We start from the raw sequence: 25,193 nt of genomic DNA, 5'->3' as shown, positions 1-25,193 counted from the left end.
CTGCGAAAAGTGCGCAACCCCCGGGATTTTCTAGGATTCTTCGCCGACTGCGGTGCTGTTGGCGGAGCTTTCGGGCTCGGGTTTCGGCCCGGCGCGGCGGCTCTCCTGGAACCAGTGAATGGCGATCAGGATCAGTGTCGGCACCCCGAGGATCGCGGTGATGAGAAAGAAGTCGTGATAGCCGAACTTTTCCACCATGACCCCGGAATAGCCGCCGATCAGGCGCGGCAGCAGCAGCATGATGGAACTGAGCAGGGCGTACTGGGTGGCGGAGAACTTGAGGTTGGTCAGGCTCGACAGGTAGGCGACGAAGGCTGAAGTGGCCATGCCTGAACTGAAGTTGTCCAGGGAAATGGTGACGATCAGCATCTTCAGGTTCGGGCCCATGTCGGCAAGCATGAGGAACAGCAGGTTGGTCCCGGCCGATGCGGCGCCGCCGATGAACAGGATCGGCAGGATGCCGAACCGCACGATCAGCAGGCCGCCCATGCCGGCACCGAGCAGGGTCATGATCAGCCCGAAGATCTTGCTGACCCCGGCGATCTGGTCTTTGGTGAAACCCTGGTCGATGTAGAACACGTTGGCCATGACGCCCATGACCGTGTCCGACATGCGATAGGTGGCAATCAGCCCTAATAGCAGAAAGGCTTGCCAGCGATAGCGCAGGATGAAGTCGTTGACCGGCGTCAGCACCGGCGCCAGGCCCCGGCGGCCCATGGCCGAGAGGCACAGGGTGCTGAGGGTGATGTAGAGGATGGCACGCAGGAAGGCGCGGTCTTCCAGCAGCAGGTCCAGCAGGCTGACGCCGTCGAAGATCACGCTGGCGAAGTCGGTGTTGTACAGCTGGGTGAAGGTGGCGGGGACGGAAACCAGTAGCACGATCAGCACGAATACCGAGATCAACTGGTGAGCGAAGCTGTAGCGCCCGGCGGACAGTTGGGTGCGCAGCGGCACCGCGGGTTCACGCATCAGCAAGGTGGTGATCAGGGCCGGGATCATCAGCACCCCGAACAGCACGTAGGTGCCGGTCCAGGCCGAGTGCTTGTAGCTGAAACCGGTGGAGCCGAAGCCTTCGGCGAAAAACAGTGCGCCGGCGGTGGCCAGCAGCACGGCAACCCGATAGCCGGACATGTAACTGGCGGCCAGGGCGGCCTGGCGGCTGTCGTCGGCGATTTCCAGGCGGTAGGCGTCGATGGCGATGTCCTGGGTGGCCGAGGCGAATGCCACGATCACCGCAATGGCAATCAGCCAGGAAAGGTGCTTTTGCGGGTCGCAGAAACCCATGCCGATCAGGCCGAGAATCACCAGGGTCTGCGCCAGCACCAGCCAGGAACGGCGTCGACCGAGCTTGCCCAGGAGGGGCAGGCGCCATTGGTCGAGCAAGGGCGACCATACCCACTTGAAGGCATAGGCCAGGCCGATCAGGCTGGCGTAACCGATGGTTTCGCGGGCCACACCAGCCTCGCGCAACCACACCGAAAGAGTCGAGAACACCAGCATGTAAGGCATGCCGGCGGCGAAACCAAGCAGCAACAGCACGAGCGTCGAGGGGCTGGCATAGGCGGCAAGTGCGGCGCGCCAGGTTTTACGGGGCATGGGCTGAAGTCTGCCTCAGATTACGGAAACAAAGCGCGCACTCTAACCGCTGTGCTCCACCGGGCGCCAGCCATGGCGCTGAATATCCACGCGATTGTTCAGGATAGAGACACCTTCGCCACGCAGTCTGGCCCGCTGCTCGTCGCCCGAGGGACTGCCGGCCGGCAAGCTCAGGCGACCACCGGCGCCGAGCACTCGATGCCAGGGCAGGCTGGTGTCGGCGGGCAACTGGCTGAGGGTGCGCCCGACCCAGCGTGCCGCCCGACCCAGGCCTGCCATCTCCGCCAGTTGGCCGTAGCTCACCACCCTGCCTTCGGGGACCTGGGCCAGGGTCAGGTACAGCGCCGTACGTCGGATCTGTGCAGGGCTTTGCGGCTCTTCGCTGTGTTCGGTCACATTCGCGGTTCCAGATAATAGAGGAGGGACGCTGGTCGGCTGTGGTGATCAAAGCCGGATGAGTATTGAACTCACTCTCAATACCCGGGTCAGTCCTGACTAAGGCTTGTTCAGCAGGAATAATGCCGTTTTTTTTCGCAAGATCGAGTCCTCTATTGCTTATGTTGCCTAGAACTTTGCTGTGTTTCGCGGTGCTCAGCGCCTCCATGCCTGTATTGGCCGATACCGTGTGGTTGAAGAACGGTGATCGCCTGAGTGGCAAGATCAAGGTGTTCGACGGCGGCAAGCTGTTGATCCAGACCGACTATGGCGGTGCCATCAATATTGACTGGAAGCAGGTCAAGACTCTGGAGAGCGACCAGGAGCTGCTGGTCAAGCAGGATGCCTACACCGGGGAGAAGGCCAAGTCGCTGCAGGCGGCGGACGAAGGCAAGGTGATCCTGGCCAACGGCGAGGTGCCCAAGACGGTGGAGCTGGCGAGCATCCAGCAGATCATGAAGCCCAAGCCGCTGGTGGAAGACATGGTCTGGAAAGGCAACGTCGATGTGGCCATGGACTACAAGCGCGCCGAAAAGAACACCGATGACTACGACATCGACTTCAAGACCTCGGCGCGTCACGGGGCCTGGCGCCACAATGCCCAGGGCGAATACAACCGTGAGTTCCAGGATCATGTGGTGACCACGGACAACTGGAGCGCCGAGTACGCTCTGGACCGTTTCATCACGGAAAAGTGGTTCTGGGAAGGGCGCCTGACCTACAAGCGGGACAAGGTCGAGGACCTGGCGCGGCAGCGGGTGGTGGGTACCGGCCCCGGCTACCAGTTCTGGGATGATGAGCTGGGTGCGTTCTCCCTGGGCTCGCTGCTCAACCGTACCGATTACGAGTACGCCGATGGCGGCAAGGACAACTTCTATTCCCTGGCGATGAAGTGGGACTACAACCGTTACCTGATCGGCAAGCGGGTGGAGTTCTTCACCAATGGCGAGGTGGGGCGACCGCTTTCGGGGGTGGCCGACTATGCACTGGATGCCGAGATGGGGCTGCGCTACAAGGTCACCGACTGGGCTTCATTGAACCTCAAGGCGGAAAAAGACCTGATCCGCGGTACCGAAGACAGCGATCTGGACAAGACCCGCTACACCGTGGGCTTTGGCGTGACCTGGTAACCCGGGACGCATGGGCGCCTTTTCAACGAGGGCGCCGACAAAAGTGACGGGCACAAAAAAGCCCCGCTGTTGAGGGCGGGGCTTTTTTACTGGATCAGTACAAGTTAGATAACTTGAACTTCTTCAGCTTGCATGCCTTTCTGACCGCGGGTAGCGATGAAAGAAACCTGTTGGCCTTCTTTCAGGCTTTTGAAGCCGTCGGATTGGATAGCTTTGAAGTGTACGAACAGGTCGTCACCGGATTGTGGAGTGATGAAGCCGAAGCCTTTTTCATCGTTGAACCACTTAACGGTACCGGTTTGGCGATTAGACATGGTGTATCTCCTTGGACAAAGTTAACTGCGACTCAGGAAAAGCCCTGGCCGAGACTGAGTGCAAAGAGCAGGAAAAATTCTTGGAGATGGTTGGATCGAAATTCAACATCGTGTAGAGATTCTCAGTGACACAAGCAGCACAGTGGCGCCACCTTAACCCTTTTTCCTGAACGTGCCAATGGTCAGTGCGAAGGTTTCTCGGTTTTCGTGACTGACGGCGGGGCGCTCGTCGCCCAGCCCTTGAAAATCGTGGCGTGAGGCGAGAAAAACGTCCCAGACTTTGAACCCGACCTCGCGCCCCGGTAAGATGCCAGACCGTTTTTTTTCACCTCGCTATTTCAGGACACCCGCCATGAGCATCAAATCGGACAAGTGGATTCGCCGCATGGCGCAAGAGCACGGCATGATCGAGCCCTTCGTAGAGCGCCAGATGCGTGGCGAAGGCCAGGATCGGCTGATCTCCTTCGGGGTGTCGAGCTACGGCTACGACGTGCGTTGCGCCGACGAATTCAAGGTGTTCACCAACATCAATTCGGCCACTGTCGATCCGAAGAACTTCGATGAAAAGAGCTTCGTCGACATCAAGAGCGACGTCTGCATCATTCCGCCGAACTCCTTTGCCCTGGCACGCACCGTCGAGTACTTCCGCATTCCGCGCAACGTGCTGACCATCTGCCTGGGCAAGAGCACCTATGCCCGTTGCGGCATCATCGTCAACGTGACCCCGCTGGAACCCGAGTGGGAAGGCCACGTGACCCTGGAATTCTCCAACACTACCACCTTGCCGGCGAAGATCTACGCCAACGAAGGCGTGGCGCAGATGTTGTTCCTGGAGTCGGACGAAGAGTGCGAAGTGTCCTACAAGGACCGTGGCGGCAAATACCAGGGCCAGCGTGGCGTGACCCTGCCACGCACCTGAGTTCGTCTGTCTGACGAATAGCGGGAATTCCTGAGCCGGCAGGCACTCTATTGGAGGTACTGCCGGTACGCGCAAGGCGTACCCGGCACAGCTCAGGAGTGCCCTCATGAAGATAGATCCGCGAATCAGTGCCACCTTGGCCAGGCTGGAACCCAATCAGGTTGGCGTACTGGCCTGGACCCTGCTGGCGCATCCTCCCGTCAGCATGGCCGGTGGCATTCCCGGCCAGCCGGATCCCGATTCCCCGCAACCCCTTGAACCCACCGAGCCGGGCGAACCGACCCTGCCCGACGAGCCGCCTCCCGCGCCTGTCGCCTGAAGCCCGTACCGCGCCCGCCCGGCCCAGAGCCTGAACGGGTGCGGTACCGCTGTTACTTCAGGTTGCCGCTGAGAAACTGCTGCAAGCGCTCGCTTTTCGGGTTGCCCAGCACGTCCTCCGGAGCCCCTTCTTCCTCTACCAGGCCCTTGTGCAGGAACAGCACCTGGCTTGACACCTTGCGCGCAAAACTCATCTCGTGGGTGACCATGATCATGGTCCGGCCCTCTTCGGCCAGGCCCTGGATCACCTTGAGCACCTCGCCTACCAGCTCCGGGTCCAGGGCCGAGGTGGGTTCGTCGAACAGCATGACCTCCGGCTCCATGGCCAGGGCCCGGGCGATGGCCACCCGTTGCTGCTGGCCGCCGGATAGAAACGCCGGGTACTGGCTGGCCACCCGTGCCGGCAGGCCGACCTTGTCCAGGTAACGCCGGGCGCGTTCCTCGGCCTCCCTGGGGCTGACCCCCAGCACCCGGCGCGGGGCCATGGTGATGTTTTCCAGCACGGTCATGTGGCTCCACAGGTTGAAGTGCTGGAACACCATTGCCAGGCGGGTGCGAATCCGCTGCAGCTCGGCCGGGTCGGCCACGTGCATGCCGTGGCGGTCGCTGACCATGCGGATCTGCTGGCCATCCAGGCTCATGGCGCCGTCATCCGGGGTTTCGAGAAAGTTGATGCAGCGCAGGAAGGTGCTCTTGCCCGAGCCGCTGGCGCCGATCAGGCTGATCACGTCGCCGGTCCTGGCCTTGAGGGAAACACCTTTGAGCACTTCATTGTCGCCATAGCATTTATGCAGGCCTTCAACGGTCAATTTGTACATGGGGGCGTGCATCCTCAAGGCGAAAGTAGGTAACCGCTGCGATAGGCCTCGCGACCGGCGACATGGGCGATCACCATGCCTGCGGTGGCCATGCGTCGCAGCGAGCGGGCGTACATGAGCCCGGCGTTGTTGCAATGGATGGGGGTGACCCGGTCGTGGATCGGGTCGATGATTTCGGCCACCAGTTGCCCGGCCTCCAGGTATTCCCCCGGCAGGGCGTTGAACACCAGCAGCCCGCCTACCGGGGTCGCCACCGGTTCGACGCCGGCCAGGGGCGTGGCCGGGAAGGGCAGCTCGGGCAGTGGCGGCGCTTCACCGGCGATGGCCCCAAGCCGGGTCAGGTAGTCGATCAGGGCCTGGCAGTCGAGGCTGGCCAGGCCGTGGTTGACGTCGCCCTGGCCGCGCAGCTCGACGGTCACCGCAAAGCTGCCTGTCGGGATGGCGAAACGCTCGCCGAAGCGCTGTTGCAGTTGCCACCACAGCAGGCTGAAGCATTCGTCGAACGACCAGGCCGCGGAGTCGGTGGCCAGCAGGCAGGCTTCGGCGCCCAGGTAGCGAGCCAGCGGCTCCACCCGGGGCCAGGCTTCGGGGGTGGTGTAGAGATGCGCCACAGCCTCGAAGTCGCAATGCAGGTCCAGCACCATGTCGGCATCGCAGGCCAGCCGTTGCAGGGTCAACTGCAGGGACTGCAGTTGGGTTTGCGGCCGCTGGCGCGCCAGGGCATCGATCAGGTGACGGCGGATCAGTTCAAGGTTGTGTTCAGGGTCGGCATTGAGCAGCCCTTCGATGGCATCGCCGACTTGTTCGCCCAGGTCGGCGAAGCCGCGGTTGAAGTTCTGCCCGCTTTCCAGCTGGTAGCGGCCCAGGGGCACATCCATCAGCACCTGTTCCAGGCCCACCGGATTGGCCACCGGCACCAGGACGATTTCCTGGCGCAGGCGCCCGGCGGCTTCCAGCTCCGCCAGGTGTTGCTTGAGGTGCCAGGCAACCAGCATGCCGGGCAACTCGTCGGCGTGCAGGGAGGACTGGATATAGACCTTGCCGGCGACCTGGGGCGGGCCGAAGTGAAAGCTGTGGACCTGGCGCGCGGTGCCCGGCAGCGGGGCGAGCAGGTCGTGGATCTCGTGGCGCATTGACGGTTTTCCTGCAGCAAGTCCTAGTGGGTCGGCCCGAGGAAGGCCAGCCAGCGGCGTTCAGCGAGGCGGAACAGGCCCACCAGGGCGAAGGTCACGCACAGGTAGATGATGGCGGCGATGCCGAACGACTGAAATGTCAGGAAGGTCGCCGAGTTGGCGTCGCGGGCGATTTTCAGGATGTCGGGAATGGTCGCGGTGAAGGCCACTGTGGTGGAGTGCAGCATCAGGATCACTTCGTTGCTGTAGTAGGGCAACGAGCGGCGCAGGGCCGAGGGCATGATCACGTAGGCGTACAGCTTCCAGCCGCTCAGGCCATAGGCCTTGGCCGCTTCGACTTCGCCGTGGGCCATGCTGCGGATCGCCCCGGCGAAGATCTCCGTGGTGTAGGCGCAGGTGTTCAGGGCGAAGGCAAGGATGGTGCAGTTCATTGCATCGCGAAAGAACGCATCCAGGACTGGCTGTGCGCGAATCGCGGCGATGCTGTAGATCCCGGTGTAGCAGATCAGCAACTGGATATAGAGCGGTGTGCCACGAAACAGGTAGGTGTAGAACTGCACCGGCCAGCGGATGTAGCGCTTGGGCGAGACCCGGGCGATGGACAGCGGGATCGACACCAAAAAGCCGATGCAGATCGAGGCACTGAGCAGCCACATGGTCATGGCCAGGCCGGTCACGTGGTAGCCATCGCTATAAAGGAAGGGACGCCAGTATTCCTGCAGGAGTTCGATCATCGCACGGCCTCCCGGGCGCCGGCGGCGTAACGCCGTTCAAGCCTGCGCAGGACAAAGTTGGAGGCACTGGTGATCAACAGGTAGATCAGCGCCGCCAGAACCAGGAAGTAGAAGAGTTGGTAGGTGCTCTTGCCGGCGTCCTGGGCAGCCTTGACCAGGTCGGCCAGGCCAATGATCGACACCAGGGCCGTGGCCTTGAGCATCACCATCCAGTTGTTGCCGATGCCTGGCAGGGCAAAGCGCATCATTTGCGGAAAGACCACGAAGCGAAAGCGCTGGCCGCGTTTCAGGCCATAGGCGGTGGCCGCTTCCACCTGGCCCCGGGGCACGGCAAGGATCGCCCCGCGAAAGGTTTCGGTGAAGTAGGCGCCATAGATGAAACCCAGGGTGATCACCCCGGCGCTGAAGGGGTTGATCTCGATGTAGTCCCACTCCATGAAATCGGTAAAGGAGGTCAACCAGGTTTGCAGGCTGTAGAAAATCAGCAGCATCAGGACCAGGTCCGGTACGCCGCGGATCAGGGTGGTGTAGAGCTGGGCCGGAACCCGCAGCAGGGCAACGCTGGACAATTTGGCGCTGGCGCCGATCAGGCCCAGCAAAACGCTGACCAGCAGCGACAACACCGACAACTTGATGGTCATCCAGGTACCTTCCAGCAGCAGAGGGCCGAAACCCTTCAGGCTGAGCGCGGAAAGCCCCAGGTTTTTTAGAAGTTCTTCGAGCATCGATCTGTGACCCGTAGCGATAAAAAAGGCGCCCATCGAGGATGGGCGCCGACAGGTTATTTACCGCTGTAGAGGTTCAGGTCACCGAAGTGTTTTTTCTGGATGGTGGCGTAGGTGCCATCATCGTGTAACGCTTTGATACCTTTATCCAGAAGCGCTTTCAGCTCTTTGTTACCTTTCGAGATACCCACCGCGGTCTTGGCCGGCAGCAGCGGGTCGTCCACCGGCTTGCTGATCTCATAGTCAGCGCCTTGCGGTGACTTGAGGAAGCCCAGTTCGGCCTGCAGCATGTCCTGGATCGAGGCATCGAGGCGCCCGGAAGTCAGGTCGGCATAGACCTGGTCCTGGTTCTGATAGGCCTGGGTCTTGACCCCGGCCTTGTCCAGCACGGCCTTGGCGTAGGCTTCCTGAATGGTGCCCTGCTCGTAGCCGACGGTCTTGCCCTTGAGCGAGGCGGTGTCTTCGCTCAGTCTCGAGCCTTTCTTGAACACGAATGCGGTGGGGCCGGAAAACAGTTCGTTGGAGAAGTCGATGACTTTCTCGCGAGCCGGGGTGACGGTCATGGACGAGATCACACCGTCGAATTTATTGGCCTTGAGGCCTGGAATCATGCCGTCGAAGTCACTTTCGACCCACTTGCACTTGACCTTCAGCTCGGCACAGATGGCATTGCCCAGGTCGATGTCGAAACCCACCAGGCTGCCGTCGGCGGCCTTGGATTCGAAGGGGGCGTAGGAAGGGTCGACGCCGAAGCGCAGTTCCTTGTATTCCTTGGCCAGCGCGGAGCCGGCGGCCATGCAGAAAGCCAATGCAGAAAGGGTCAGCAATGCTTTTTTCATTATTCAATCCCTAAGAACCAATATGAGCGCTTGTGGCGCATGAGTACTGTTACTGGACCGCATAAGACTTAATGAAAGTAGCAATTTCCGAACCAGAGTCCCGAACAGGTGTTTTAAAAGCGCTGGAAAGCAGCGACATGAGGGAACCCGTGCGCTGAGATGGGGCGTGATTTTTGGTAGGCGCCAATAAGGTGCGAAGGGGTGGGCAATCTACGATGGGCGAACTGAGAGGGCTGCCAGTGCCAAGCGCGGTTGAGGGCGCCGGTGAGCTGTTCGTTTTGGAGCAGGCCCGCTTGCACAGGACGTGCAAGCGGGTGGGGGAAGGTTACTTGCCTGGAACCAGGGTCAGGAGCGTCTTGCCGTAGCTGCGCTCGAAGTTCTGCGGTTGCATCGGCAGGCTCAGGTACTGGGCCTTGAGCCAGCCGTCGATGCCGTTGGCATAGTTGGGGCTCACCGGGTTGCCGGACTGGCCGCTGCTGTTGAGGCCCATCAAGGGTTCGCTGAGGCCGAAATCCACGATCAAGCGCAGGGCCGGTGTATCGGTGATGGCAAAATCCTGCCCCCAACGGTACGCGGCGCTGTTGATGGTGTTGTGGTCGCCCCCGGCCTGAAGCGGGCCACGGATCTGCCGGCCATTGGCGTTGGTCCACTGGTAGCTGTGCAGCTTGCCCCATTGCCAGGCCTTGCGGTCGGCGCCCAGCAGTTGCTCGCCGGAGCTGATGGCGGCTGCCAGGCTGCGGGCGAGGATGGCTGGCTTGTCTTCCTTTTGCGCGGTGCGCGAATCGTCCCAGAACGGGCTATCTTCCTGGCCCAACAGGTGGTCGGCCTGGGCCGAGTAGGAAAGGTTGCCGTTGGCGACGAAGGCTTGCCAGGCGTCACTGGACTCGGGGCCGAGCTTGTCGAGGAAGATCTGCTTGGCGCTCTCCTGCAGGAACAATTCGTACAACGCCGCGTCGGCCGAGCCGGCGCTGACCTTGCCGTCGAACGCCAGCAAGCGGCTATAGGCTTCCCTGGCCTTGGCGCGTTCGGTATCGGGCAAGGCCTCGATGGCCTGCTTCAGCGGCTGGGCCATGCCCGGAGCTTCGAACATCTTTTTCAGTTTGGCGGCGAACAGGGTGCTTTGGTCGTACTGCAGGGCGATCAGGCTGCGGTTGTCCTGCTTGCCGCTGGAGGCCAGACCGGCCATGCGCTCGGCCCGTTCCGGGGCGTGCCAGGAATTGGACAGCTGCATGCCGTAGCCCCGCGAGATCACTCGCTGGTTGGCTGTGGCGATCCAGCCCTGGGGCGGGTCCTGGTCGTAGGGGTGGAGCATCGGGTCGGCGTAGCCGTCCCAGTCGTAACGGCCATCCCAACCCGGTGAAGGCAGCAAGCCTTCGCCTTCGCGGCGGTTGGGGAAGCGCCCGGTGACTTGCCAGCCGATGTTGCTGGCGTCGGCAAACACCATGTTCAGGGCGATGGCGCGGATTTCCCGACTGGCATCCGAGGCCTTCTCGACGTTCTGCGCCCGGGACAGGTCGAAGAAGGCGTCCAGGGTCTTGTCGTCCTTGAGCTCCGGCGTCTGCAGGGCCAGGCCGAAACCGTTACCGAGCGCTGCCCCCAGGGCGCTGTTGAGCAGCGGGCCATGGCGGGTTTCGTACACGGCTTCGCGAATCGGCCGTTGGCCTTTGACGAAATAGGTTTCGTTGCGCACGGTCACCGGCTGCCATTTGCCGTTGTTCTGGTAGTACAGGGCGTTGCCCTGGCGCTTGAGCTTTTCCAGGAACAGGTCCTGGTTGTCTCCCTCCACCGAGCTCATGCTCCAGGCCACCTTGCCGTTGAAGCCCTGGAGAATCGCCGGCAGGCCAGCGATGGACGCGCCAGCGGCCTGGTATTTCGGCGCGCGGATCTGGGTGTAGTACCAGGCTTGCAGGTGGCTGTCGGCGGCCAGCAGGCTGCGGCCGGTGCGGCTGCGCTGTGGGGCGATGGCCAGGTTGCTGCCGCCGCGGGTGCCCAGGCTGTTGAGCTGGGCCAGACGGTTGATGGCGCGGCTGACTTCGTTCAGGCCCGGCACAGTGAGATTCAGGCCCTTGAGCTTTTCCGCTTCGGCCAGGGGCAGGGGTTCATCGGGATAGCTCGGAGTCAGCCACGGCAGTTTGTCGCTGCCGACTTTCTGCGCCAGCACCAGGGCGTTGATCTCTTCTTGCAGGTTGGCGGACTGGCCGAAGTTCAGCAGGCAGAAGATCAGCGCCGAATCCTCGGCTTTCCAGTATTCGGGGGTGTAGCCCTGGGCTGCCAGGTCCGGCGGCAGCTTGTCGCGATAGCGGAACAGGTAGGCGTTGACGCCCCGGGCATAGACCTCGAAGAAGCGCTTGATCCGTGGCGACGAAGCCTTGTACAGCTCATCGGCGCTTTTCTTCAGGTTGATCGCGCGCATCAGGCGGTCCACTTCCAGTGCGTCGGCACCGGACATTTCGGCCAGGCGGCCCTGTGCCAGCAGGCGCAGGGTCACCATCTGGCCAATGCGGTCGCTGGCGTGCACATAGCCCAGGGTGAACAGGGCGTCATGGAAGCTGCTGCTTTCGATCAGCGGTACGCCGACCGCGTTGCGCCGCACGGAAACGTTCTGTGCCAGGCCCTTGAGCGGTTGCACGCCAGAGGTGGGGGGCAGGGTGTCTTGAGTGTTCCAGGACTGGCAACCGGCCAGGCTCAGAGCACTGGCCACTGCCGCGGCAACGCCGAACCGGGGAAGAAAATGTGAGAAGGCTGGCGAGGCCATGGCAAAGCTCCTGCGGGGGGTAGCGTCGATAAAGGCGCTACGTTAGTGAGCAGGCGAGTGCCGCGCAAGCGGGGGCAGGAGGTATTTCTCGACGACGCTGCAAATAGCGATCGCCGGCGCGTCAGCGCCTGGCAAAACCCGTAGGAGCCGGCTTGCCGGCGAAGAGGCCTTCTGGCCTTGGCTGGCCCTTGCGGGCACCGTGACTGGCAAGCCAGCTCCTGCAGGCACAAGGCTCAGGAGGCGGGATTGACCTGCTCTACCAAGGCATAGGCCCGCTCGGTAGCCGGCCGGGCCTGGATGCTGTTGAACCAGCGCTGCAGATGCGGGAAGTCCTCGAGTTTCTGGCTCTGCTTCTTGTAGGAAGCGATCCAGGGATAGATCGCCATGTCGGCAATGCTGTAGTCGCTGCCGGCGACGAACTTGCGGTCCGCCAGGCGCCGATCGAGCACGCCGTACAGGCGCGCGGTTTCATCCACATAACGTTTGATGGCGTAGGGGATCTTTTCCGGGGCGAACTGGCTGAAGTGATGATTTTGCCCTGCCATCGGCCCCAGCCCGCCCATCTGCCAGAACAGCCATTGCAGGGCTTCCTGGCGCCCGCGCAGGTCCTGGGGCAGGAACTGGCCGGTCTTTTCCGCGAGGTACAACAGGATCGCCCCGGACTCGAACAGCGACAGTGGCTGGCCGCCATCGGCGGGTTGGTGGTCAACGATCGCCGGAATGCGGTTGTTGGGCGCGATCTTCAGGAATTCGGGCTTGAATTGCTCACCCAGGCCGATGTTCACCGGGTACAGGGTGTAGGGCAGGCCGGCTTCTTCCAGGAACAGGGAGATCTTGTGGCCGTTGGGGGTGGTCCAGTAATACAGGTCGATCATGGAACGCTCCAATTGGGTTGTATCTGTGCTTAAGGACAGCAAACTCCGGCATTAGGTCGTCCTGTCTGCATTCGATGGCTTGCCTGAACAGCTAAGTGATGCTCAAGTGCGGCAAATTCAATGACCTCGACAGAGAAAAACATGCCCCTTCCGGCCAGCACCGCACTGATGCTCATCGACCAGCAGCAAGGCATCCTCCAGCCTCGGCTTGGCCCGCGCAACAACCCCGAGGCGCAGGTGCGGATGCTCGAACTGCTGGCCCACTGGCGCGCCCGCGGCTGGCCGGTGATCCATGTGCAACACCTGTCGCGTTCGCCGGATTCGGTGTTCTGGCCCGGGCAGTCGGGGGTGGAGTTTCAACCGTGCTTTGAGCCCCGGGACGGGGAATGGCGGGTTCAGAAGCAGGTGCCGGATGCGTTTTGCGCCAATTCGCTGGAAGCGGATTTGCGGCGCGAGGGGATTGCCGGGTTGGTGATTGTCGGTGTTGCCACCAACAACTCTGTGGAGTCGACGGCGCGTACGGCTGGCAACCTGGGCTTTGCCGTGTGGGTGGTGGCCGACGCCTGCTACACCTTCGACAAGCCCGACTTCAGCGGTCGGGCCCGTAGTGCCGAGGAGGTGCATGCCATGTCGCTGGCCAATCTGGATGGCGAGTACGCCACCGTCCTGGACCTGGCGCAGTTGCTGGCCCAGGAGGCCGGGCGCAGCTGAAGGCGCAAGTGCTAAGGCAGGCCCCGCCCGCGCTCAGGTCAGGCGCCGTGGCACTTCTTGAATTTCTTGCTGCTGCCGCATGGGCAAGGGTCGTTGCGGCCAACGTCTTTCAGTGCGTTGCGTACCGGCTCCTGGTGGGCGTGGTTGCAGTGCGGGCCGTGAACATGGCCATGGTCGTGATCGTGATGGTCATGATCGTGGTTGCAGTCAGGGCCATGGACATGAGGTTGCTGGGTCATTGCGGGTTACTCCGGGATAAAATCGCCGGGAATTATCACGCCATTGCGCTTCAGGTGCACGTCCTGGCCGATGAATAATCCGATTTCCAGTTCCCCTTCGAGGCGGTAGGGGATAGGTCGCTCGGGCTTGCGCAGCAATTTCACCACATCGCGGATCTGCGGCCACAGGTTGGTCCGCACCGGCACCTTGAAGAAGCGGCTGCTGTGGGGCGTGACGGTGAACCAGTGTTCGTGCTCGCCTTCGCTGAGCAGGAAGCGCTCCAGGTAGACCTTGTAGGTCAGGCGACGCACGGTCAGGTCGCTGTCGTTGGGGTTATCCACCCGCAGGTGCAGGGTGAAGCGTTGTTCCAGCAGGTTGGCCTTGACCACCTCGACCTTGACCAGATGCACCGTCGGGTCGACGGACTCATCGCTGAACCAGGAGGCACAACCCGTCAGGCCCAGCGCGCCGAGCAGGCACAAGGTTCGTAACGCACGCAGCTCACCGATCATTGCAAGACTCCCTCTGGATGCCGGTGCCCATCCTGGGCCCGGGTTGGTATCGGCCGGTAGTGGCTCAGCGGCTGAAATAGCTGGCGCAGCACTTCTTGAACTTGTGCCCGCTGCCACAGGGGCAGGCGTCGTTGCGGCCGGATTTGAGGGGAACCGTGGGGTCGATGAAATACCAGCGTCCCTGGTTCTGCACGAAGGATGAGCGTTCGCGGTGGCTATGCTCGCCCTGGCTGTCGTGCCAGCGGGCAGTAAAGGTGACAAAGGCATGCTCGGGCTGGCCGCCGAAGACTTCCGAGCTTTCGACCTGCAACCCCAGCCAGGTGCTTTGGGCGCTCCAGTCGCTGATGGACTGGCGATCCAGGCCCGCCTGTTGCGCCGGCAGGGTGGTGGCCAGCAGGTAATCCACCTGCCCCAGCACATAGGCACTGTAGCGCGAACGCATCAGGGCTTCCGCGCAGGGCGCGGGATGGCCGGCATGGTAGTGGCCGCAGCAGGCATCCAGCAGGTTGCCGCTGCCGCAGGGACAAATCGAGGCACTCATTGTGTTACCACCAATACTTTCCAAAGTTTTCCGGGTTTGCCCAGAATCGTGAGTTGAGCCAATCGGGCACTTGCTTGTATTCAAGCAGATCGTAGGTGAACAGGGTCAGGACCTGTTCATCGCGCTGAAAGCGTTCGCTGGCCTGCAACGCCAGGGAATAGAAGTCGGTTTCCTGCCAGCCGCAGGCACACAGGTCGGCCAGCACGGCGATCCGGCTGGCATTGAGGTTGCGAATGCCCCCAAGCAGGTTCAGGCCGTCGCGCTTGGGCAAGTGCTCCAGGCAATCCACGGCCAGGGCCAGGTCGAAACGTCGCGCTGCCAGTTCCGCAGGCAGAGGGCCGGGTGCCGCCTGGGCCACTTGGGTCGTGGGGTGGGCCTCCTTGAAGGCAGCCAGGGCGGGGAAGTCGCTGGCACCGATCAGCAGCAGCTGTTGTGGTGCGTAGCGATCCAGCAAAGCCGCCAGGGCCTGCTGCGGGGTACGGTTGGAAATGCCGGCGCTCATCTTAGCTCCTCGGTCAGAACGCTAAAGACTAGCGTGCCGGCATCTGCGGGCCTAGAGCGGTTCACCACTAAATCGGCGAACCTCCCGTGTTTACGGGGCGAAACCGGTGATAGCCAGGTGCTGGCGCAGATGAAATGCGCGGTCTTTACTCCGTGAATCGGCCTTGAGCCGATCCCTCAGGAGAAATCAGATGAGCATCATTCGGACGGCAGTACCCCTGGTTCTGTTAACCAGTGTGTTGACTGGTTGTGCAGGTTTGCAGAAAACCGACTGGCCGATCTGCGCCGCGGTAGGTGGCGTCACGGGCGCGGCGCTGGGCGCCACCGAAAGCTCCTCGTGGGCGGGCGGCGGCGCACTGGTGGTCGGTGGCCTGGCGGGTGCGTACTGCTGGGTAAAAGGTGATGGCGACGAGGACGGCGATGGCGTGCCGGACAGCCGCGACAAGTGCCCCCACACACCCAGAGGCGTCCAGGTCGATGCCAACGGCTGCCCACCACCGCCACCGGTGGTAGAAGAGGTGGTAGTGGTCAAGGAAGAAACCATTGTCATTCGTGATGTGCACTTCCATTTCGACTCGGCCAAGCTGACCGATGCCGACAAAACCAAGCTCAACACCATTGTCACCCGACTGAAACAGGAGGCGTCGAGTGCCCAACTGCGAGTGACCGGCCATACCGACAGCGTCGGCAGCGATGCCTACAACCAGAAACTCTCGGACAAGCGCGCCCACTCGGTCGTGGAGTACCTGATCAGCAACGGCATTCCCCGCAGCAGCTTCGTCTCGGTAACCGGCGCCGGTGAAAGCAAGCCAGTGGCGGATAACAAGACCGCCGAAGGCCGGGCGATGAACCGTCGTACGGAAATCCAGATCAACCGCTGAAACCCCAGGGCCTGTGCGGCGACGAGCCGCACGTGGCCGCCTCTGCTCCTGTGCCAGGACCATGCTGATGGCGCAGGAGCCTTTGATCCCGGTGTCTTCTCGGCGATGGGCTCAGCCTGTCTGTAACGGGCGATCCTCGTCGATCCGGTGGCTAAACAGCCACTTCGTGAAGAATTTTCATTCCCCTCTGGCTTACCCCCGGGATAAGTCGTTACTGTGCGCGCAAAGAATAATTCACGAGGGGAGCGTATGAAGGTTTTATGGGGGCTGGGGAAGTTTCTGACCTTGGTTTTCTGGTTGGTGGTGCTGATCAACCTGGCCAGGACGTTGATCAACCCGCTGCATCTTCTAGTGAATCTGGCGGGCAGCCTGTTGCTGCTGACCCATTTGCTGGAACTGCTGCTGTTCAACGGCAGCCTCAAGGATCGGCCACATCCCTGGCGTGACCGGCTGTACATCCTGCTGGTGGGGATCTTCCACCTGCAGACTCTTCCTGCTCCTGTCGTTGTCGAGGCCGACCATGCGTAAGCTCTGCCTGCTGGCTCTTTTCTGCAGCCCCCTGGCCATGGCCCAGGTGGTCAAGGTCGAAACCAACTCCCTGATGCGTCTGCCCAATACCGCCAGCACTCTGCAACTGGAGCGGCTGGAAGTGGCGGACTATGGCACCTTGCTGATCCCGGCCAATGTCACCGAGCTCAAGGTGGACGAACTGCTGCTGGGGCATGAGGCGCGGATCGCCATCGTCCCTACCGAACAGAGCCTGCACTTGACTGTCCGCCGTGCGGAGCTGGAAGCGGGTAGCCAGATCACTTCCCGAGGCGCGCCGGGTACCTACCTGAAGGCCGCCAAGCCGGGGCGCAACCTGAACCTGCGCATCGAGTCGTTGCAGGCCGAGACGCTGTCTGTGGACGCCCGGGGTGGTGCCGGTGCGCCGGGTTATGTCGGTCTGGATGGCGCCAATGGCCAGGAACCGGGCTGCACCTGGGGCAGCGCGGGGCGTGGGGCTGACGGTGACAATGGCGGCGATGGCCGTCCTGGTGCGGCAGGCGCCCAGGTCCGGGTGGAACTGCCGCGAGACTTCCCCAGCGAGCAGATCAAGGTCTGGGTCGATGGTGGCGCAGGCGGGCTGGCCGGTGCCGGTGGCAAGCCGGGTGCGGGCGGCAAGTCCAAGGGGTGCCTGGTGTACCGCACCGACGGTGGCAAGAGCGGACGGCCCGGCGCCCAGGGGCAGCCTGGCCCAGCCGGCGAGCCTGGCGCGCTGACGGTGCAGCGCCTATAAGCCGTAACGCTTGCGTTGAACCTTGCCCGGCCGCCCGCTTCTGTAGCGGGCGGCCTGTTTTCAGAAGGTCGGCCGGGCCGCCGCCAGGGCGACCAGCACCAGGCCGATGATCAGGTTGCTGCCCACCAGCCGGCGGATCTTGCCCAGCGCCGCGGCACCAGCGGGCCAATCCTCGGCCGCTACTGCCTTGCGCAGCTCCGGCAACTGCAGGGACTGGATGCGGATGAACAGGGCGGTCATCACCAGGTACAGGCCCATCATGATCTGCACATACTTGGGCGCGGTTTCAAAGCCGCTGAAGCGCAAATGCAGCAGGCCGATACCGCTGATCGGCAACAGCACCACGGCGATCCACACCCAGACGAAAAAACGCGGAAACACTTGCGCCCACAACTTCAGCCGCGCCGGCCCCTCCAGGGCCACCATTGCCGCCGGGCGCAGGACCATCCAGGCGAAGAACATGCCGCCGACCCAGACCAGGGCGGCCAGGACATGCAGGGTGTAGGCAAGGGCGAAAGGGGTCATTCGGGTACTCCGTTCTGCGCGGGATGAATTAGCGGGGTATGATAGCGGCCGATTCGAACCACTGAAAATTTATCCAGCGTTTTGTGCGCCCGAAAAACCATGATCAGCAACGAACTCAAAACCACGATCCAGGGCGCCTACTCGCGTTTTCTCGAAGCCAAGAGCCTCAAGCCGCGTTACGGCCAGCGCCTGATGATCGCCGAAGTGGCCAAGGTCCTGGGTGATATCGACACCGACGACGAAGGCCGGCGCAGTGGCGACCCGGCGGTGGTCGCCGTGGAAGCCGGCACCGGTACCGGCAAGACCGTGGCCTACAGCCTGGCGGCAATTCCCACGGCCAAGGCCGCCGGCAAGCGCCTGGTGATCGCTACCGCCACCGTCGCCCTGCAGGAGCAGATCGTCTACAAGGACCTGCCCGACCTGATGCGCAACAGCGGGCTGAACTTCAGCTTCTCCCTGGCCAAGGGCCGTGGTCGCTACATGTGCCTGTCCAAGCTCGACATGCTGCTCCAGGAAGGCCACGCCCAGACCGCCACGGCCCAGCTGTTCGAGGAAGAAGGCTTCAAGATCGAAGTGGATGAAGCCAGCCAGAAGCTGTTCACCAGCATGATCGAAAAACTCGCCGGCAATAAATGGGACGGCGACCGCGACAGCTGGCCCACGGCCCTGGAAGACGCCGACTGGGCGCGCCTGACCACCGACCACAGCCAGTGCACCAACCGCCATTGCCCGAACTTCGGCCAGTGCGCCTTCTATAAGGCTCGGGAGGGCATGGGCAAGGTCGATGTGATTGTCACCAACCACGACATGGTCCTGGCCGACCTGGCCCTGGGCGGCGGCGCCGTGCTGCCGGACCCGCGCGACACTCTCTATGTGTTCGACGAAGGTCACCACCTGCCGGACAAGGCCATTGGCCACTTCGCCCATTACACCCGCCTGCGCTCCACTGCCGACTGGCTGGAGCAGACCGCCAAGAACCTCACCAAGCTGCTGGCCCAGCATCCGTTGCCGGGTGATCTGGGGCGCCTGATCGAGCAGGTGCCGGAGCTGGCGCGGGAGATCAAGACCCAGCAGCAGTTCATGTTCACCGCCTGCGAGCAGATCGCCGATTTCCGCACCGGCGAAGACATGGAAGGCCGCGAGCGGCCACGCCACCGTTTTGTCGGCGGGCTGATCCCCGAGCATATGCGCGAGATGGGCCTTGAGTTGAAAAAGGGCTTTTCCCGTCTCACCGACCTGTTCACCCGCCTGACCGAGTTGCTCAAGGAAGGCATGGATGGCGAGGTCAACATCGGTATCGCCAGCAACCAGGCCGAAGAGTGGTACCCGCTGTTCGGCAGCCTGCTGGCCCGTGCCTCGGGCAACTGGGAACTGTGGACCGCGTTCACCGTCGAGGACCCGGAAGACAATCCGCCCATGGCCCGCTGGCTGACCCTGGCCGAAAGCGGCTCGCTGTTCGACATCGAGGTCAACGCCAGCCCGATCCTCGCTGCGGAAATGCTCCGACGCAATCTGTGGAACGTGGCCTACGGTGCCCTGGTGACGTCGGCGACCCTGACTGCCCTGGGCACTTTCGACCGTTTCCGCATGCGTGCCGGCCTGCCGAAAAAGGCCGTGACCGCCGTGGTGCCGAGCCCTTTCCACCATGCCGATGCCGGGGTGCTGCGGGTGCCCGACCTGCGGGCCGACCCGCGGGACGCGCCAGCGCATACCGCGGCGATCATTCGCGACCTGCCGGAACTGGTGGAGGGCTCGCGAGGCACCCTGGTGCTGTTCTCCTCGCGCAAGCAGATGCAGGACGTGTTCGACGGCCTGGACCGGGACTGGCGCAAGCAGGTGTTCATCCAGGGCAACCTGTCCAAGCAGGAAACCCTGAACAAGCACAAGGCGCGGGTCGACGGTGGCGATTCCAGCGTGCTGTTCGGCCTGGCGAGTTTCGCCGAAGGGGTGGACTTGCCCGGGGCCTACTGCGAACACGTGGTGATCGCCAAGATCCCGTTCTCGGTGCCGGATGACCCGGTAGAGGCGGCGCTGGCGGAGTGGATCGAAGCCCGTGGCGGCAACCCGTTCATGGAAATCTCGGTGCCGGATGCATCCCTCAAGCTGGTCCAGGCCTGCGGTCGCCTGCTGCGCACCGAACAGGACCGCGGCACCATCACTCTGCTGGACCGCCGTCTGGTCACCCAGCGCTATGGCAAGGCTATCCTCAATGCCTTGCCGCCGTTTCGCCGAGAAATATCTTAAGCACGGCCCGCATATTTGCGTGCCGTGCTGTCTATTTCATGTCACCGCTTCAGCACCGGCCGTTCATCGGTCTTTAGGGAGAGCCAGGTTCATATGATTCGCCGTTCGTTGCCCGCTGTATTTGCCCTGTTGTTTGCCGCGCCCGTCTGGGCGGCCCCTGCCGGACAACAGACGCTGTTCAACTTTGTCCGACCTGCTGCTGTGGTGCAGGTGGCGACACAGGATGCCAGCCTGCCGCAATCCAACGCAGAGCAAACGGCCGAAGGCGAAGTGCTGCGGCGCATCATCTTCAACCCCACGAGCCGGCCGAGCCTGAGCCTGGCGCCCCAGAGCGGGGCCTGGGACTGGTCTCAGTCGGGAATGATGAGCCTGCGTATCCAGAGCGCGATGAACTGGGCCCTGACCCTCTACGTGACCATCCAGAGCAATGATGGCAAGACCCTGGTCAGCCGCGTCGACCTGCCTGCCGGCCCGGCGCAGACCCTGCTGGTGCCACTGGTGGCCAGCAGTCCGCTGAGCCAGGGCATGAAGGCCGCGCCACCGATGCCGATGACCCTGGACGGCCAGCGCATCCTGCTGGCCAGCAGTGAAGGGCAACTGGACCGCAGCCAGGTGGTGTCGGTGACCTTGTCCATGGACAACCCCAAGGCGGCCCAGAGCATTCTGCTGGAGCGTTTCGGCGTGCAGGACGGCGAGGGGGTGATCAAGGCGGTCTACGGTTCCCTGGTGGATGCCTACGGTCAATCGACCCGGGCCCGCTGGCCGGAAAAGATCACCAGTGACGATCAGCTCAAGGCGGCCGACGCCAAGGAGCAACAACAGCTCCAGGGCTGGCTGGGGGAGCGCGAGAAGGCTTCGCTGGACAGCTACGGTGGCTGGAACAAGGGGCCGAGCTTCAAGGCCAGCGGTTTCTTTCGCACGGAAAAACGAGATGGTCGCTGGTTCCTCGTGACCCCGCAGGGGCATCCGTTCTATTCCCTGGGGGTCAATACTGTGGCGCCCGACAACAACCAGACCTATGTCGCGGGCCGGGAATGGATGTTCGGTGCCTTGCCCAAGGACGACGAACCCCTGGCGGCGTATTACGGTGAAGGCGACAACCGTGGCGGCAATGGCGCCGACCAGGGCCGTGGCTATGGTTCAGGGCGCTGGTATGACTTCTATCAGGCCAACCTGCAACGGACCTACGGCAAGCCCTGCACCGCGGACAGTGTCACTGCGCAGCAGGCGCCGGCCGACACCTCGCCGGCGCCCCAGGCAACTCCTTGCGTGGCACCGGCCTTCGACCAGAAACGCTGGGTTGGCCACACCCTGGACCGCTTGCAGGCCTGGGGCTTCAATACCATCGGCAACTGGAGCGCTCCGGCCCTGGGGCTGGCCGACCGGGTGCCTTACACCTTGCCGCTGTCGATCGTGGGTGATTACGCCAGCATCAGCACCGGCAGTGACTGGTGGGGCGGCATGCCGGATCCTTTCGACCCGCGCTTTGCCATGGCCACCGAACGTGCCGTGGCCATTGCCGCCCGCGACCATCGGGACGACCCCTGGCTGATCGGCTACTTTGCCGACAACGAATTGGCCTGGGCCGGCCCCGGCGACGATGCCAAATCCCGCTATGCCCTGGCCTACGGCACCCTGCGCCTGACCACCGACGTACCGGCCAAGCGCGCGTTTCTCAAGCAACTGCGGGACAAGTACCGCAACCAGGCCGGGCTGTCGAAAGCCTGGGGCATCGACCTGCCGGCCTGGGAGTTGATGGAAGACCCGGGGTTCGTGCCGCCGTTGCCGAGCCCGGAGCACCCGGAGATCGAGGCCGACTTCAAGTATTTCCAGAAGGTCTTCGCCGATACCTACTTCAAGACCATCTCCGACTCGCTGAAATGGCACGCCCCCAACCACCTGCTGCTGGGCGGGCGGTTTGCCGTGAGCAACCCTGAGGCCGTGGCTTCCTGCGCCCAGTACTGCGATGTCTTGAGCTTCAACATGTACACCCTCAAGCCCCAGGACGGTCAGGACTTTGCCTACCTGCGCAGCCTCGACAAGCCGGTACTGGTGACCGAGTTCAACTTCGGTTCCCGGGATCGCGGTCCGTTCTGGGGCGGTGTGACCGAGCTGGCCCGGGAAGAGGACCGTGGCCCGGCCTATGCCAACTTCCTCAAGCAGGCGGTCAGCGAGCCGTCGATTGTCGGCGTGCACTGGTTCCAGTACCTGGACCAGCCGGTGACCGGGCGCTTGCTGGACGGTGAAAACGGCCATTTCGGCCTGGTGGGCATCACCGATGTGCCGTTCCAGGGCTTTGTCGACAGCGTGCGCAAGAGCAACCTGCAGGCCATTGATCAGTTGGGCAAGGCCGCGGAGCAGGCTCGGGTCGAGGCGGAGCAGGCCGTGGCTGGTGAGCATGGGGGCGATGGTGCTGACAAAGGCCGCGCCGGCAAGGGCCCGGGCGGGCACGCCGGAGGCCATGCCGGCAACGGTCATTGACGTTCACAAGGCCTGAGCGGCTTTCCGGGAAACCCCGGGCAGCCCTCTGAAACGAGGGTTTGCCGGTGACAGCCGGCAGCTCGCCGGCTGTTCCCAAATGCCTTCGGGGCTGGAACAATGCGCGCCACGTTGTCGAGCTTTGTTGCAGGGGGAGTCAGGGGTGCAGATTCAAGGTCATTACGAGCTTAAATTCGAAGCGGTACGCGAGGCGTTCGCCGCCCTGTTCGAGGACTCCCAGGAGCGCGGCGCGGCGCTGTGCATCCAGGTCGGCGGGGAAACCGTCATCGACCTGTGGGCCGGTACCGCGGACAAGGACGGCGCCGAGGCCTGGCACAGCGACACCATCGCCAACCTGTTCTCCTGCACCAAGACCTTTACCGCAGTCACCGCGCTGCAGTTGGTGGCCGAGGGCAAGCTCAAGCTGGATGCGCCCGTGGCCGACTACTGGCCGGAATTCGCCGCGGCGGGCAAGGCAGCCATTACTTTGCGCCAGTTGCTCTGCCATCAGGCCGGCCTGCCGGCAGTGCGCGAGCTGTTGCCCGCGCAAGCCCTTTACGAATGGCAGACCATGGTCGATGCCCTGGCCGCCGAGCAGCCCTGGTGGACGCCCGGTGAGGGGCACGGCTACGCAGCCATCACCTATGGCTGGCTGGTGGGCGAGTTGATCCGGCGTGCCGATGGGCGCGGGCCGGGGGAGTCCATCGTGGCCCGGGTCGCCAGGCCTTTGGGGTTGGACTTCCATGTCGGCCTGGCCGATGAGGAGTTCTACCGCGTGGCGCATATCGCCCGTGGCAAGGGCAACATCGGCGATGCTGCGGCCCAGCGCCTGCTGCAAGTCACCATGCGCGAACCCGATGCGATGAGTACTCGGGCATTTACCAATCCACCGTCTATCCTGACCAGCACCAATAAACCCGAGTGGCGGCGCATGCAGCAGCCGGCGGCCAACGGCCACGGCAATGCCCGCAGCCTCGCCGGGTTCTACAGCGGCCTGCTGGACGGCAGTTTGCTGGAAGCCGACATGCTCGAAGAGCTGACTCGGGAACACAGCCTGGGCATGGACAAGACGTTGCTGACCCAGACCCGCTTCGGCCTGGGTTGCATGCTCGACCAGCCCCAGGTAGCCAATGCCACCTTTGGCCTGGGCGCGCGGGCGTTCGGGCATCCGGGGGCAGGGGGCTCCATCGGTTTTGCTGACCCGGAGCATGATGTGGCGTTCGGTTTTGTGACAAATACCCTGGGGCCCTATGTATTGATGGACCCTCGGGCACAGAAGCTGGTGCGGGTTTTGTCGGATTGTCTGTAAAAAGGTTGCTGTTAAGAACTTTTTTGCTTAAACATGCTTGGAAAGCTGCAGGATGGAACCCTGTGGCTTTTATAATTTCCAAGCGTCTGTTTGTAACGGTTGTTTAGACCGAATTTTTTATCTCATTTTGTGGATATCCCATGTCGTCGAACAAGTCTCTAGCCTTGGCCATCTGCCTGACCGTCACCGGTTGCGCGCAAACCCCACAAAATGAAGCGGATGGCGGCCACTGGTGGTCATTCGGCTCCGATAAGGCCAGCAGCAAGGAAACCCCAGCTGCGCCTGAAAAGCCGGTTGCCACCACTGAAGCCGCACCTGCCGCTTCTGCAAGCAAGCCTGCGGTAGTGGCCAAGGCCGCTGCACCGGCCCCTGCTGCCAAGAACACAGCCGCTGGCAAGCACCCGGCCCCTGCCGCCAAGGCCGCTGCTGGCGCCAAGCCGGCGCCTGTCGCTGCTGCCGAGCCCGCTCCAGCTCCAGCGCCGGTCGTTGCCGCGGCCCCTGCCGCTCCTGCCGCCAAGGCCGAGAGCAGCAAGTGGTGGTGGCCGTTCTCCTCCAAGGATTCTTCCGACAAGCCAGTGGCCGAAGCGAAGAAGGCCGAGCCTGCCCCAGCGCCGGCAGTGGCAGCGGCAGCCGACTCCGAAACCCACTGGTGGTGGCCGTTCCCCAAGAGCCAGCCCAAGCCTTTGAGCAAGGTCAATGTGGCGGACATCCCGATGCCCGACCCGAAAATCACCCAAGCCTGGCTGGACGACTACGAGCCACGCCTGCGCGAAGCGGTGAAGGACAGCAAGCTGCAGATCGAGCGTCGTGAAAACGTGCTGGTGGTCACTGCGCTGGTAGATGCCTCGTTCAACCCGGATCGTCCAGCCATGCTGCTGCCGGTCACCCTGGGTCCGTTCACCCGCGTCGCCAAGGCGGTGGAAGGTGATCCGAAGACTGCCGTATTGATTCTCGGCCATGCCGACGCCACCGGCCCGACCCTGGCCAACCAGAAGCTGAGCCGTGATCGTGCCCAGTCCGTAGCGGCAATCTTCAGCCTCAGCGGCCTGAAGCAGGACCGCCTGATGCTGCGTGGCATGGGTTCGGTGATGCCGCGTGCCGCCAACGACAGCCCCCAGGGTCGCTCGCTGAACCGTCGGGTAGAAATCATGCTGACCCAGCGCAGCACCATGCTGGGCCTGCTGAGCAAGTACAACCAGCCGACGCCTTCCGAGACTGAAATGGTTGCCGTACAGGATGCCGTGCCTCCAGTACCCGCGGCTTCTGCCAAGAAAGCGGCGCCTGCGAAGAAGGCTACCGTGGCCAAGAAGCCGGCAGCCAAGAAGGCTCCGGTGAAGAAGGCCGCCGCCTCTTCGAAGACCGCAACGGCTACCGCCCAGGCTAAAAACTGATTTTCAAGGAT

General features: G+C 63.0%; 26 protein-coding genes. 11 read left to right on the top strand and 15 right to left on the bottom strand.

Annotation, left to right across the window (positions count from 1 at the left end; genetic code table 11):
* Positions 1-30 precede the first annotated feature (30 nt).
* Both M2395_RS14960 and M2395_RS14955 read right to left on the bottom strand, forming a co-directional pair.
* Entirely contained in the window at positions 31-1,596 is a 1,566-nt protein-coding gene (locus tag M2395_RS14960; RefSeq protein WP_011059601.1) for an AmpG family muropeptide MFS transporter, read from the bottom strand.
* 42 nt (positions 1,597-1,638) lie between these two features.
* Positions 1,639-1,992: an MGMT family protein gene (locus M2395_RS14955; RefSeq protein ID WP_015634389.1), complete on the bottom strand. Its 354-nt coding sequence runs from the start codon at positions 1,990-1,992 to the stop codon at positions 1,639-1,641.
* Between the two features lie 161 nt (positions 1,993-2,153).
* Here M2395_RS14955 and M2395_RS14950 point away from each other — a divergent pair, with 161 nt between their 5' ends.
* Positions 2,154-3,161 carry a DUF481 domain-containing protein gene (locus M2395_RS14950; protein WP_041751985.1) on the top strand — a complete coding sequence of 336 codons (1,008 nt, stop codon included), beginning with the start codon at positions 2,154-2,156 and terminating at the stop codon, positions 3,159-3,161.
* A gap of 104 nt (positions 3,162-3,265) precedes the next feature.
* On the opposite strand, the gene M2395_RS14945 is transcribed toward M2395_RS14950, so the two are convergent.
* On the bottom strand, positions 3,266-3,475 hold the full coding sequence (locus tag M2395_RS14945) for a cold-shock protein (RefSeq protein ID WP_002554837.1): 210 nt from the start codon (positions 3,473-3,475) through the stop codon (positions 3,266-3,268).
* A gap of 352 nt (positions 3,476-3,827) precedes the next feature.
* On the opposite strand from M2395_RS14945, the gene dcd reads away from it, so the two are divergent.
* Positions 3,828-4,394: a dCTP deaminase gene (gene dcd / locus M2395_RS14940; RefSeq protein ID WP_011059604.1), complete on the top strand. Its 567-nt coding sequence runs from the start codon at positions 3,828-3,830 to the stop codon at positions 4,392-4,394.
* A 106-nt stretch (positions 4,395-4,500) separates the two neighbouring features.
* Positions 4,501-4,713: a hypothetical protein gene (locus M2395_RS14935; RefSeq protein WP_011059605.1), complete on the top strand. Its 213-nt coding sequence runs from the start codon at positions 4,501-4,503 to the stop codon at positions 4,711-4,713.
* Between the two features lie 52 nt (positions 4,714-4,765).
* On the opposite strand, the gene M2395_RS14930 is transcribed toward M2395_RS14935, so the two are convergent.
* The 7 genes from M2395_RS14930 to M2395_RS14900 all read right to left on the bottom strand — a co-directional run bounded on the left by M2395_RS14930 (position 4,766) and on the right by M2395_RS14900 (position 12,591).
* Positions 4,766-5,530, bottom strand: a complete 765-nt coding sequence (locus M2395_RS14930) for an ABC transporter ATP-binding protein (RefSeq protein ID WP_123430417.1) — start codon at positions 5,528-5,530, stop codon at positions 4,766-4,768.
* A gap of 14 nt (positions 5,531-5,544) precedes the next feature.
* Positions 5,545-6,663 carry a succinylglutamate desuccinylase/aspartoacylase family protein gene (locus M2395_RS14925; RefSeq protein WP_053156655.1) on the bottom strand — a complete coding sequence of 373 codons (1,119 nt, stop codon included), beginning with the start codon at positions 6,661-6,663 and terminating at the stop codon, positions 5,545-5,547.
* Positions 6,664-6,686: 23 nt separating this feature from the next.
* Positions 6,687-7,397 (bottom strand): ABC transporter permease, encoded by a 711-nt coding sequence (locus tag M2395_RS14920; protein WP_011059608.1) that lies wholly within the window; start codon positions 7,395-7,397, stop codon positions 6,687-6,689.
* The gene (locus M2395_RS14915; RefSeq protein WP_011059609.1) at positions 7,394-8,122 is read right to left on the bottom strand and encodes an ABC transporter permease; all 729 of its coding nucleotides are present in this window, start codon (positions 8,120-8,122) and stop codon (positions 7,394-7,396) included. The genes M2395_RS14920 and M2395_RS14915 overlap by 4 nt, the downstream gene beginning before the upstream one ends.
* A 56-nt stretch (positions 8,123-8,178) precedes the next feature.
* Complete coding sequence (locus M2395_RS14910; RefSeq protein ID WP_077933441.1) at positions 8,179-8,961, bottom strand: transporter substrate-binding domain-containing protein; 783 nt, start codon at positions 8,959-8,961, stop codon at positions 8,179-8,181.
* Positions 8,962-9,286: 325 nt separating this feature from the next.
* Positions 9,287-11,716, bottom strand: coding sequence for a penicillin acylase family protein (locus M2395_RS14905; protein WP_123430173.1), 2,430 nt, complete (start codon positions 11,714-11,716; stop codon positions 9,287-9,289).
* 233 nt (positions 11,717-11,949) lie between these two features.
* Positions 11,950-12,591: a glutathione binding-like protein gene (locus M2395_RS14900; RefSeq protein WP_015634395.1), complete on the bottom strand. Its 642-nt coding sequence runs from the start codon at positions 12,589-12,591 to the stop codon at positions 11,950-11,952.
* Between the two features lie 141 nt (positions 12,592-12,732).
* On the opposite strand from M2395_RS14900, the gene M2395_RS14895 reads away from it, so the two are divergent.
* Positions 12,733-13,302 carry a cysteine hydrolase family protein gene (locus M2395_RS14895; protein WP_041751986.1) on the top strand — a complete coding sequence of 190 codons (570 nt, stop codon included), beginning with the start codon at positions 12,733-12,735 and terminating at the stop codon, positions 13,300-13,302.
* Between the two features lie 38 nt (positions 13,303-13,340).
* On the opposite strand, the gene M2395_RS14890 is transcribed toward M2395_RS14895, so the two are convergent.
* The 4 genes from M2395_RS14890 to M2395_RS14875 form a co-directional block, all read right to left on the bottom strand.
* Positions 13,341-13,541, bottom strand: coding sequence for an SEC-C metal-binding domain-containing protein (locus tag M2395_RS14890; protein ID WP_007923047.1), 201 nt, complete (start codon positions 13,539-13,541; stop codon positions 13,341-13,343).
* Between the two features lie 6 nt (positions 13,542-13,547).
* Positions 13,548-14,033, bottom strand: a complete 486-nt coding sequence (locus tag M2395_RS14885) for an LEA type 2 family protein (RefSeq protein ID WP_015634397.1) — start codon at positions 14,031-14,033, stop codon at positions 13,548-13,550.
* A 64-nt stretch (positions 14,034-14,097) separates the two neighbouring features.
* A complete protein-coding gene (locus M2395_RS14880; protein ID WP_011059615.1) occupies positions 14,098-14,574 on the bottom strand; it encodes a YchJ family protein in 477 nt (158 codons plus the stop codon).
* A 4-nt stretch (positions 14,575-14,578) separates the two neighbouring features.
* Entirely contained in the window at positions 14,579-15,076 is a 498-nt protein-coding gene (locus M2395_RS14875; RefSeq protein ID WP_011059616.1) for a DUF6231 family protein, read from the bottom strand.
* Between the two features lie 190 nt (positions 15,077-15,266).
* On the opposite strand from M2395_RS14875, the gene M2395_RS14870 reads away from it, so the two are divergent.
* From M2395_RS14870 to M2395_RS14860, 3 genes are all read left to right on the top strand, one after another.
* On the top strand, positions 15,267-15,956 hold the full coding sequence (locus tag M2395_RS14870) for an OmpA family protein (RefSeq protein ID WP_011059617.1): 690 nt from the start codon (positions 15,267-15,269) through the stop codon (positions 15,954-15,956).
* A 249-nt stretch (positions 15,957-16,205) separates the two neighbouring features.
* A complete protein-coding gene (locus M2395_RS14865; protein WP_123430174.1) occupies positions 16,206-16,484 on the top strand; it encodes a DUF1145 domain-containing protein in 279 nt (92 codons plus the stop codon).
* Positions 16,477-17,235, top strand: a complete 759-nt coding sequence (locus M2395_RS14860; RefSeq protein ID WP_015634398.1) for a hypothetical protein — start codon at positions 16,477-16,479, stop codon at positions 17,233-17,235. The genes M2395_RS14865 and M2395_RS14860 overlap by 8 nt, the downstream gene beginning before the upstream one ends.
* 60 nt (positions 17,236-17,295) lie before the next feature.
* Here M2395_RS14860 and M2395_RS14855 read toward each other — a convergent pair whose 3' ends face one another.
* The gene (locus tag M2395_RS14855; protein WP_011059620.1) at positions 17,296-17,760 is read right to left on the bottom strand and encodes a CopD family protein; all 465 of its coding nucleotides are present in this window, start codon (positions 17,758-17,760) and stop codon (positions 17,296-17,298) included.
* Between the two features lie 99 nt (positions 17,761-17,859).
* Here M2395_RS14855 and dinG point away from each other — a divergent pair, with 99 nt between their 5' ends.
* From dinG to M2395_RS14835, 4 genes are all read left to right on the top strand, one after another.
* On the top strand, positions 17,860-20,004 hold the full coding sequence (gene dinG, locus M2395_RS14850) for an ATP-dependent DNA helicase DinG (protein WP_011059621.1): 2,145 nt from the start codon (positions 17,860-17,862) through the stop codon (positions 20,002-20,004).
* A gap of 93 nt (positions 20,005-20,097) precedes the next feature.
* On the top strand, positions 20,098-22,485 hold the full coding sequence (locus M2395_RS14845) for a beta-galactosidase (RefSeq protein ID WP_123430175.1): 2,388 nt from the start codon (positions 20,098-20,100) through the stop codon (positions 22,483-22,485).
* 160 nt (positions 22,486-22,645) lie between these two features.
* A complete protein-coding gene (locus tag M2395_RS14840; protein ID WP_019094465.1) occupies positions 22,646-23,791 on the top strand; it encodes an EstA family serine hydrolase in 1,146 nt (381 codons plus the stop codon).
* Between the two features lie 140 nt (positions 23,792-23,931).
* Entirely contained in the window at positions 23,932-25,182 is a 1,251-nt protein-coding gene (locus M2395_RS14835) for an OmpA family protein (RefSeq protein ID WP_053149407.1), read from the top strand.
* The last annotated feature ends 11 nt before the right edge of the window (positions 25,183-25,193 follow it).

It is taken from the genome of Pseudomonas sp. BIGb0176, from assembly GCF_024810175.1.
In the GTDB taxonomy this organism is placed as follows: domain Bacteria; phylum Pseudomonadota; class Gammaproteobacteria; order Pseudomonadales; family Pseudomonadaceae; genus Aquipseudomonas; species Aquipseudomonas protegens.
Note: the sequence above shows the minus strand (reverse complement) of the source record. Positions and strands in the feature narration are given on the sequence as shown.

Excerpts from the sequence above, each read along its gene's own strand:
- M2395_RS14960 (WP_011059601.1), bottom strand. The coding sequence starts at position 1,596 with ATGCCCCGTAAAACCTGGCGCGCCGCACTTGCCGCCTATGCCAGCCCC.
- M2395_RS14950 (WP_041751985.1), top strand. The coding sequence starts at position 2,154 with ATGTTGCCTAGAACTTTGCTGTGTTTCGCGGTGCTCAGCGCCTCCATG.
- M2395_RS14945 (WP_002554837.1), bottom strand. The coding sequence starts at position 3,475 with ATGTCTAATCGCCAAACCGGTACCGTTAAGTGGTTCAACGATGAAAAA.
- dcd (WP_011059604.1), top strand. The coding sequence starts at position 3,828 with ATGAGCATCAAATCGGACAAGTGGATTCGCCGCATGGCGCAAGAGCAC.
- M2395_RS14935 (WP_011059605.1), top strand. The coding sequence starts at position 4,501 with ATGAAGATAGATCCGCGAATCAGTGCCACCTTGGCCAGGCTGGAACCC.
- M2395_RS14930 (WP_123430417.1), bottom strand. The coding sequence starts at position 5,530 with ATGTACAAATTGACCGTTGAAGGCCTGCATAAATGCTATGGCGACAAT.
- M2395_RS14925 (WP_053156655.1), bottom strand. The coding sequence starts at position 6,663 with ATGCGCCACGAGATCCACGACCTGCTCGCCCCGCTGCCGGGCACCGCG.
- M2395_RS14920 (WP_011059608.1), bottom strand. The coding sequence starts at position 7,397 with ATGATCGAACTCCTGCAGGAATACTGGCGTCCCTTCCTTTATAGCGAT.
- M2395_RS14915 (WP_011059609.1), bottom strand. The coding sequence starts at position 8,122 with ATGCTCGAAGAACTTCTAAAAAACCTGGGGCTTTCCGCGCTCAGCCTG.
- M2395_RS14910 (WP_077933441.1), bottom strand. The coding sequence starts at position 8,961 with ATGAAAAAAGCATTGCTGACCCTTTCTGCATTGGCTTTCTGCATGGCC.
- M2395_RS14905 (WP_123430173.1), bottom strand. The coding sequence starts at position 11,716 with ATGGCCTCGCCAGCCTTCTCACATTTTCTTCCCCGGTTCGGCGTTGCC.
- M2395_RS14900 (WP_015634395.1), bottom strand. The coding sequence starts at position 12,591 with ATGATCGACCTGTATTACTGGACCACCCCCAACGGCCACAAGATCTCC.
- M2395_RS14895 (WP_041751986.1), top strand. The coding sequence starts at position 12,733 with ATGCCCCTTCCGGCCAGCACCGCACTGATGCTCATCGACCAGCAGCAA.
- M2395_RS14890 (WP_007923047.1), bottom strand. The coding sequence starts at position 13,541 with ATGACCCAGCAACCTCATGTCCATGGCCCTGACTGCAACCACGATCAT.
- M2395_RS14885 (WP_015634397.1), bottom strand. The coding sequence starts at position 14,033 with ATGATCGGTGAGCTGCGTGCGTTACGAACCTTGTGCCTGCTCGGCGCG.
- M2395_RS14880 (WP_011059615.1), bottom strand. The coding sequence starts at position 14,574 with ATGAGTGCCTCGATTTGTCCCTGCGGCAGCGGCAACCTGCTGGATGCC.
- M2395_RS14875 (WP_011059616.1), bottom strand. The coding sequence starts at position 15,076 with ATGAGCGCCGGCATTTCCAACCGTACCCCGCAGCAGGCCCTGGCGGCT.
- M2395_RS14870 (WP_011059617.1), top strand. The coding sequence starts at position 15,267 with ATGAGCATCATTCGGACGGCAGTACCCCTGGTTCTGTTAACCAGTGTG.
- M2395_RS14865 (WP_123430174.1), top strand. The coding sequence starts at position 16,206 with ATGAAGGTTTTATGGGGGCTGGGGAAGTTTCTGACCTTGGTTTTCTGG.
- M2395_RS14860 (WP_015634398.1), top strand. The coding sequence starts at position 16,477 with ATGCGTAAGCTCTGCCTGCTGGCTCTTTTCTGCAGCCCCCTGGCCATG.
- M2395_RS14855 (WP_011059620.1), bottom strand. The coding sequence starts at position 17,760 with ATGACCCCTTTCGCCCTTGCCTACACCCTGCATGTCCTGGCCGCCCTG.
- dinG (WP_011059621.1), top strand. The coding sequence starts at position 17,860 with ATGATCAGCAACGAACTCAAAACCACGATCCAGGGCGCCTACTCGCGT.
- M2395_RS14845 (WP_123430175.1), top strand. The coding sequence starts at position 20,098 with ATGATTCGCCGTTCGTTGCCCGCTGTATTTGCCCTGTTGTTTGCCGCG.
- M2395_RS14835 (WP_053149407.1), top strand. The coding sequence starts at position 23,932 with ATGTCGTCGAACAAGTCTCTAGCCTTGGCCATCTGCCTGACCGTCACC.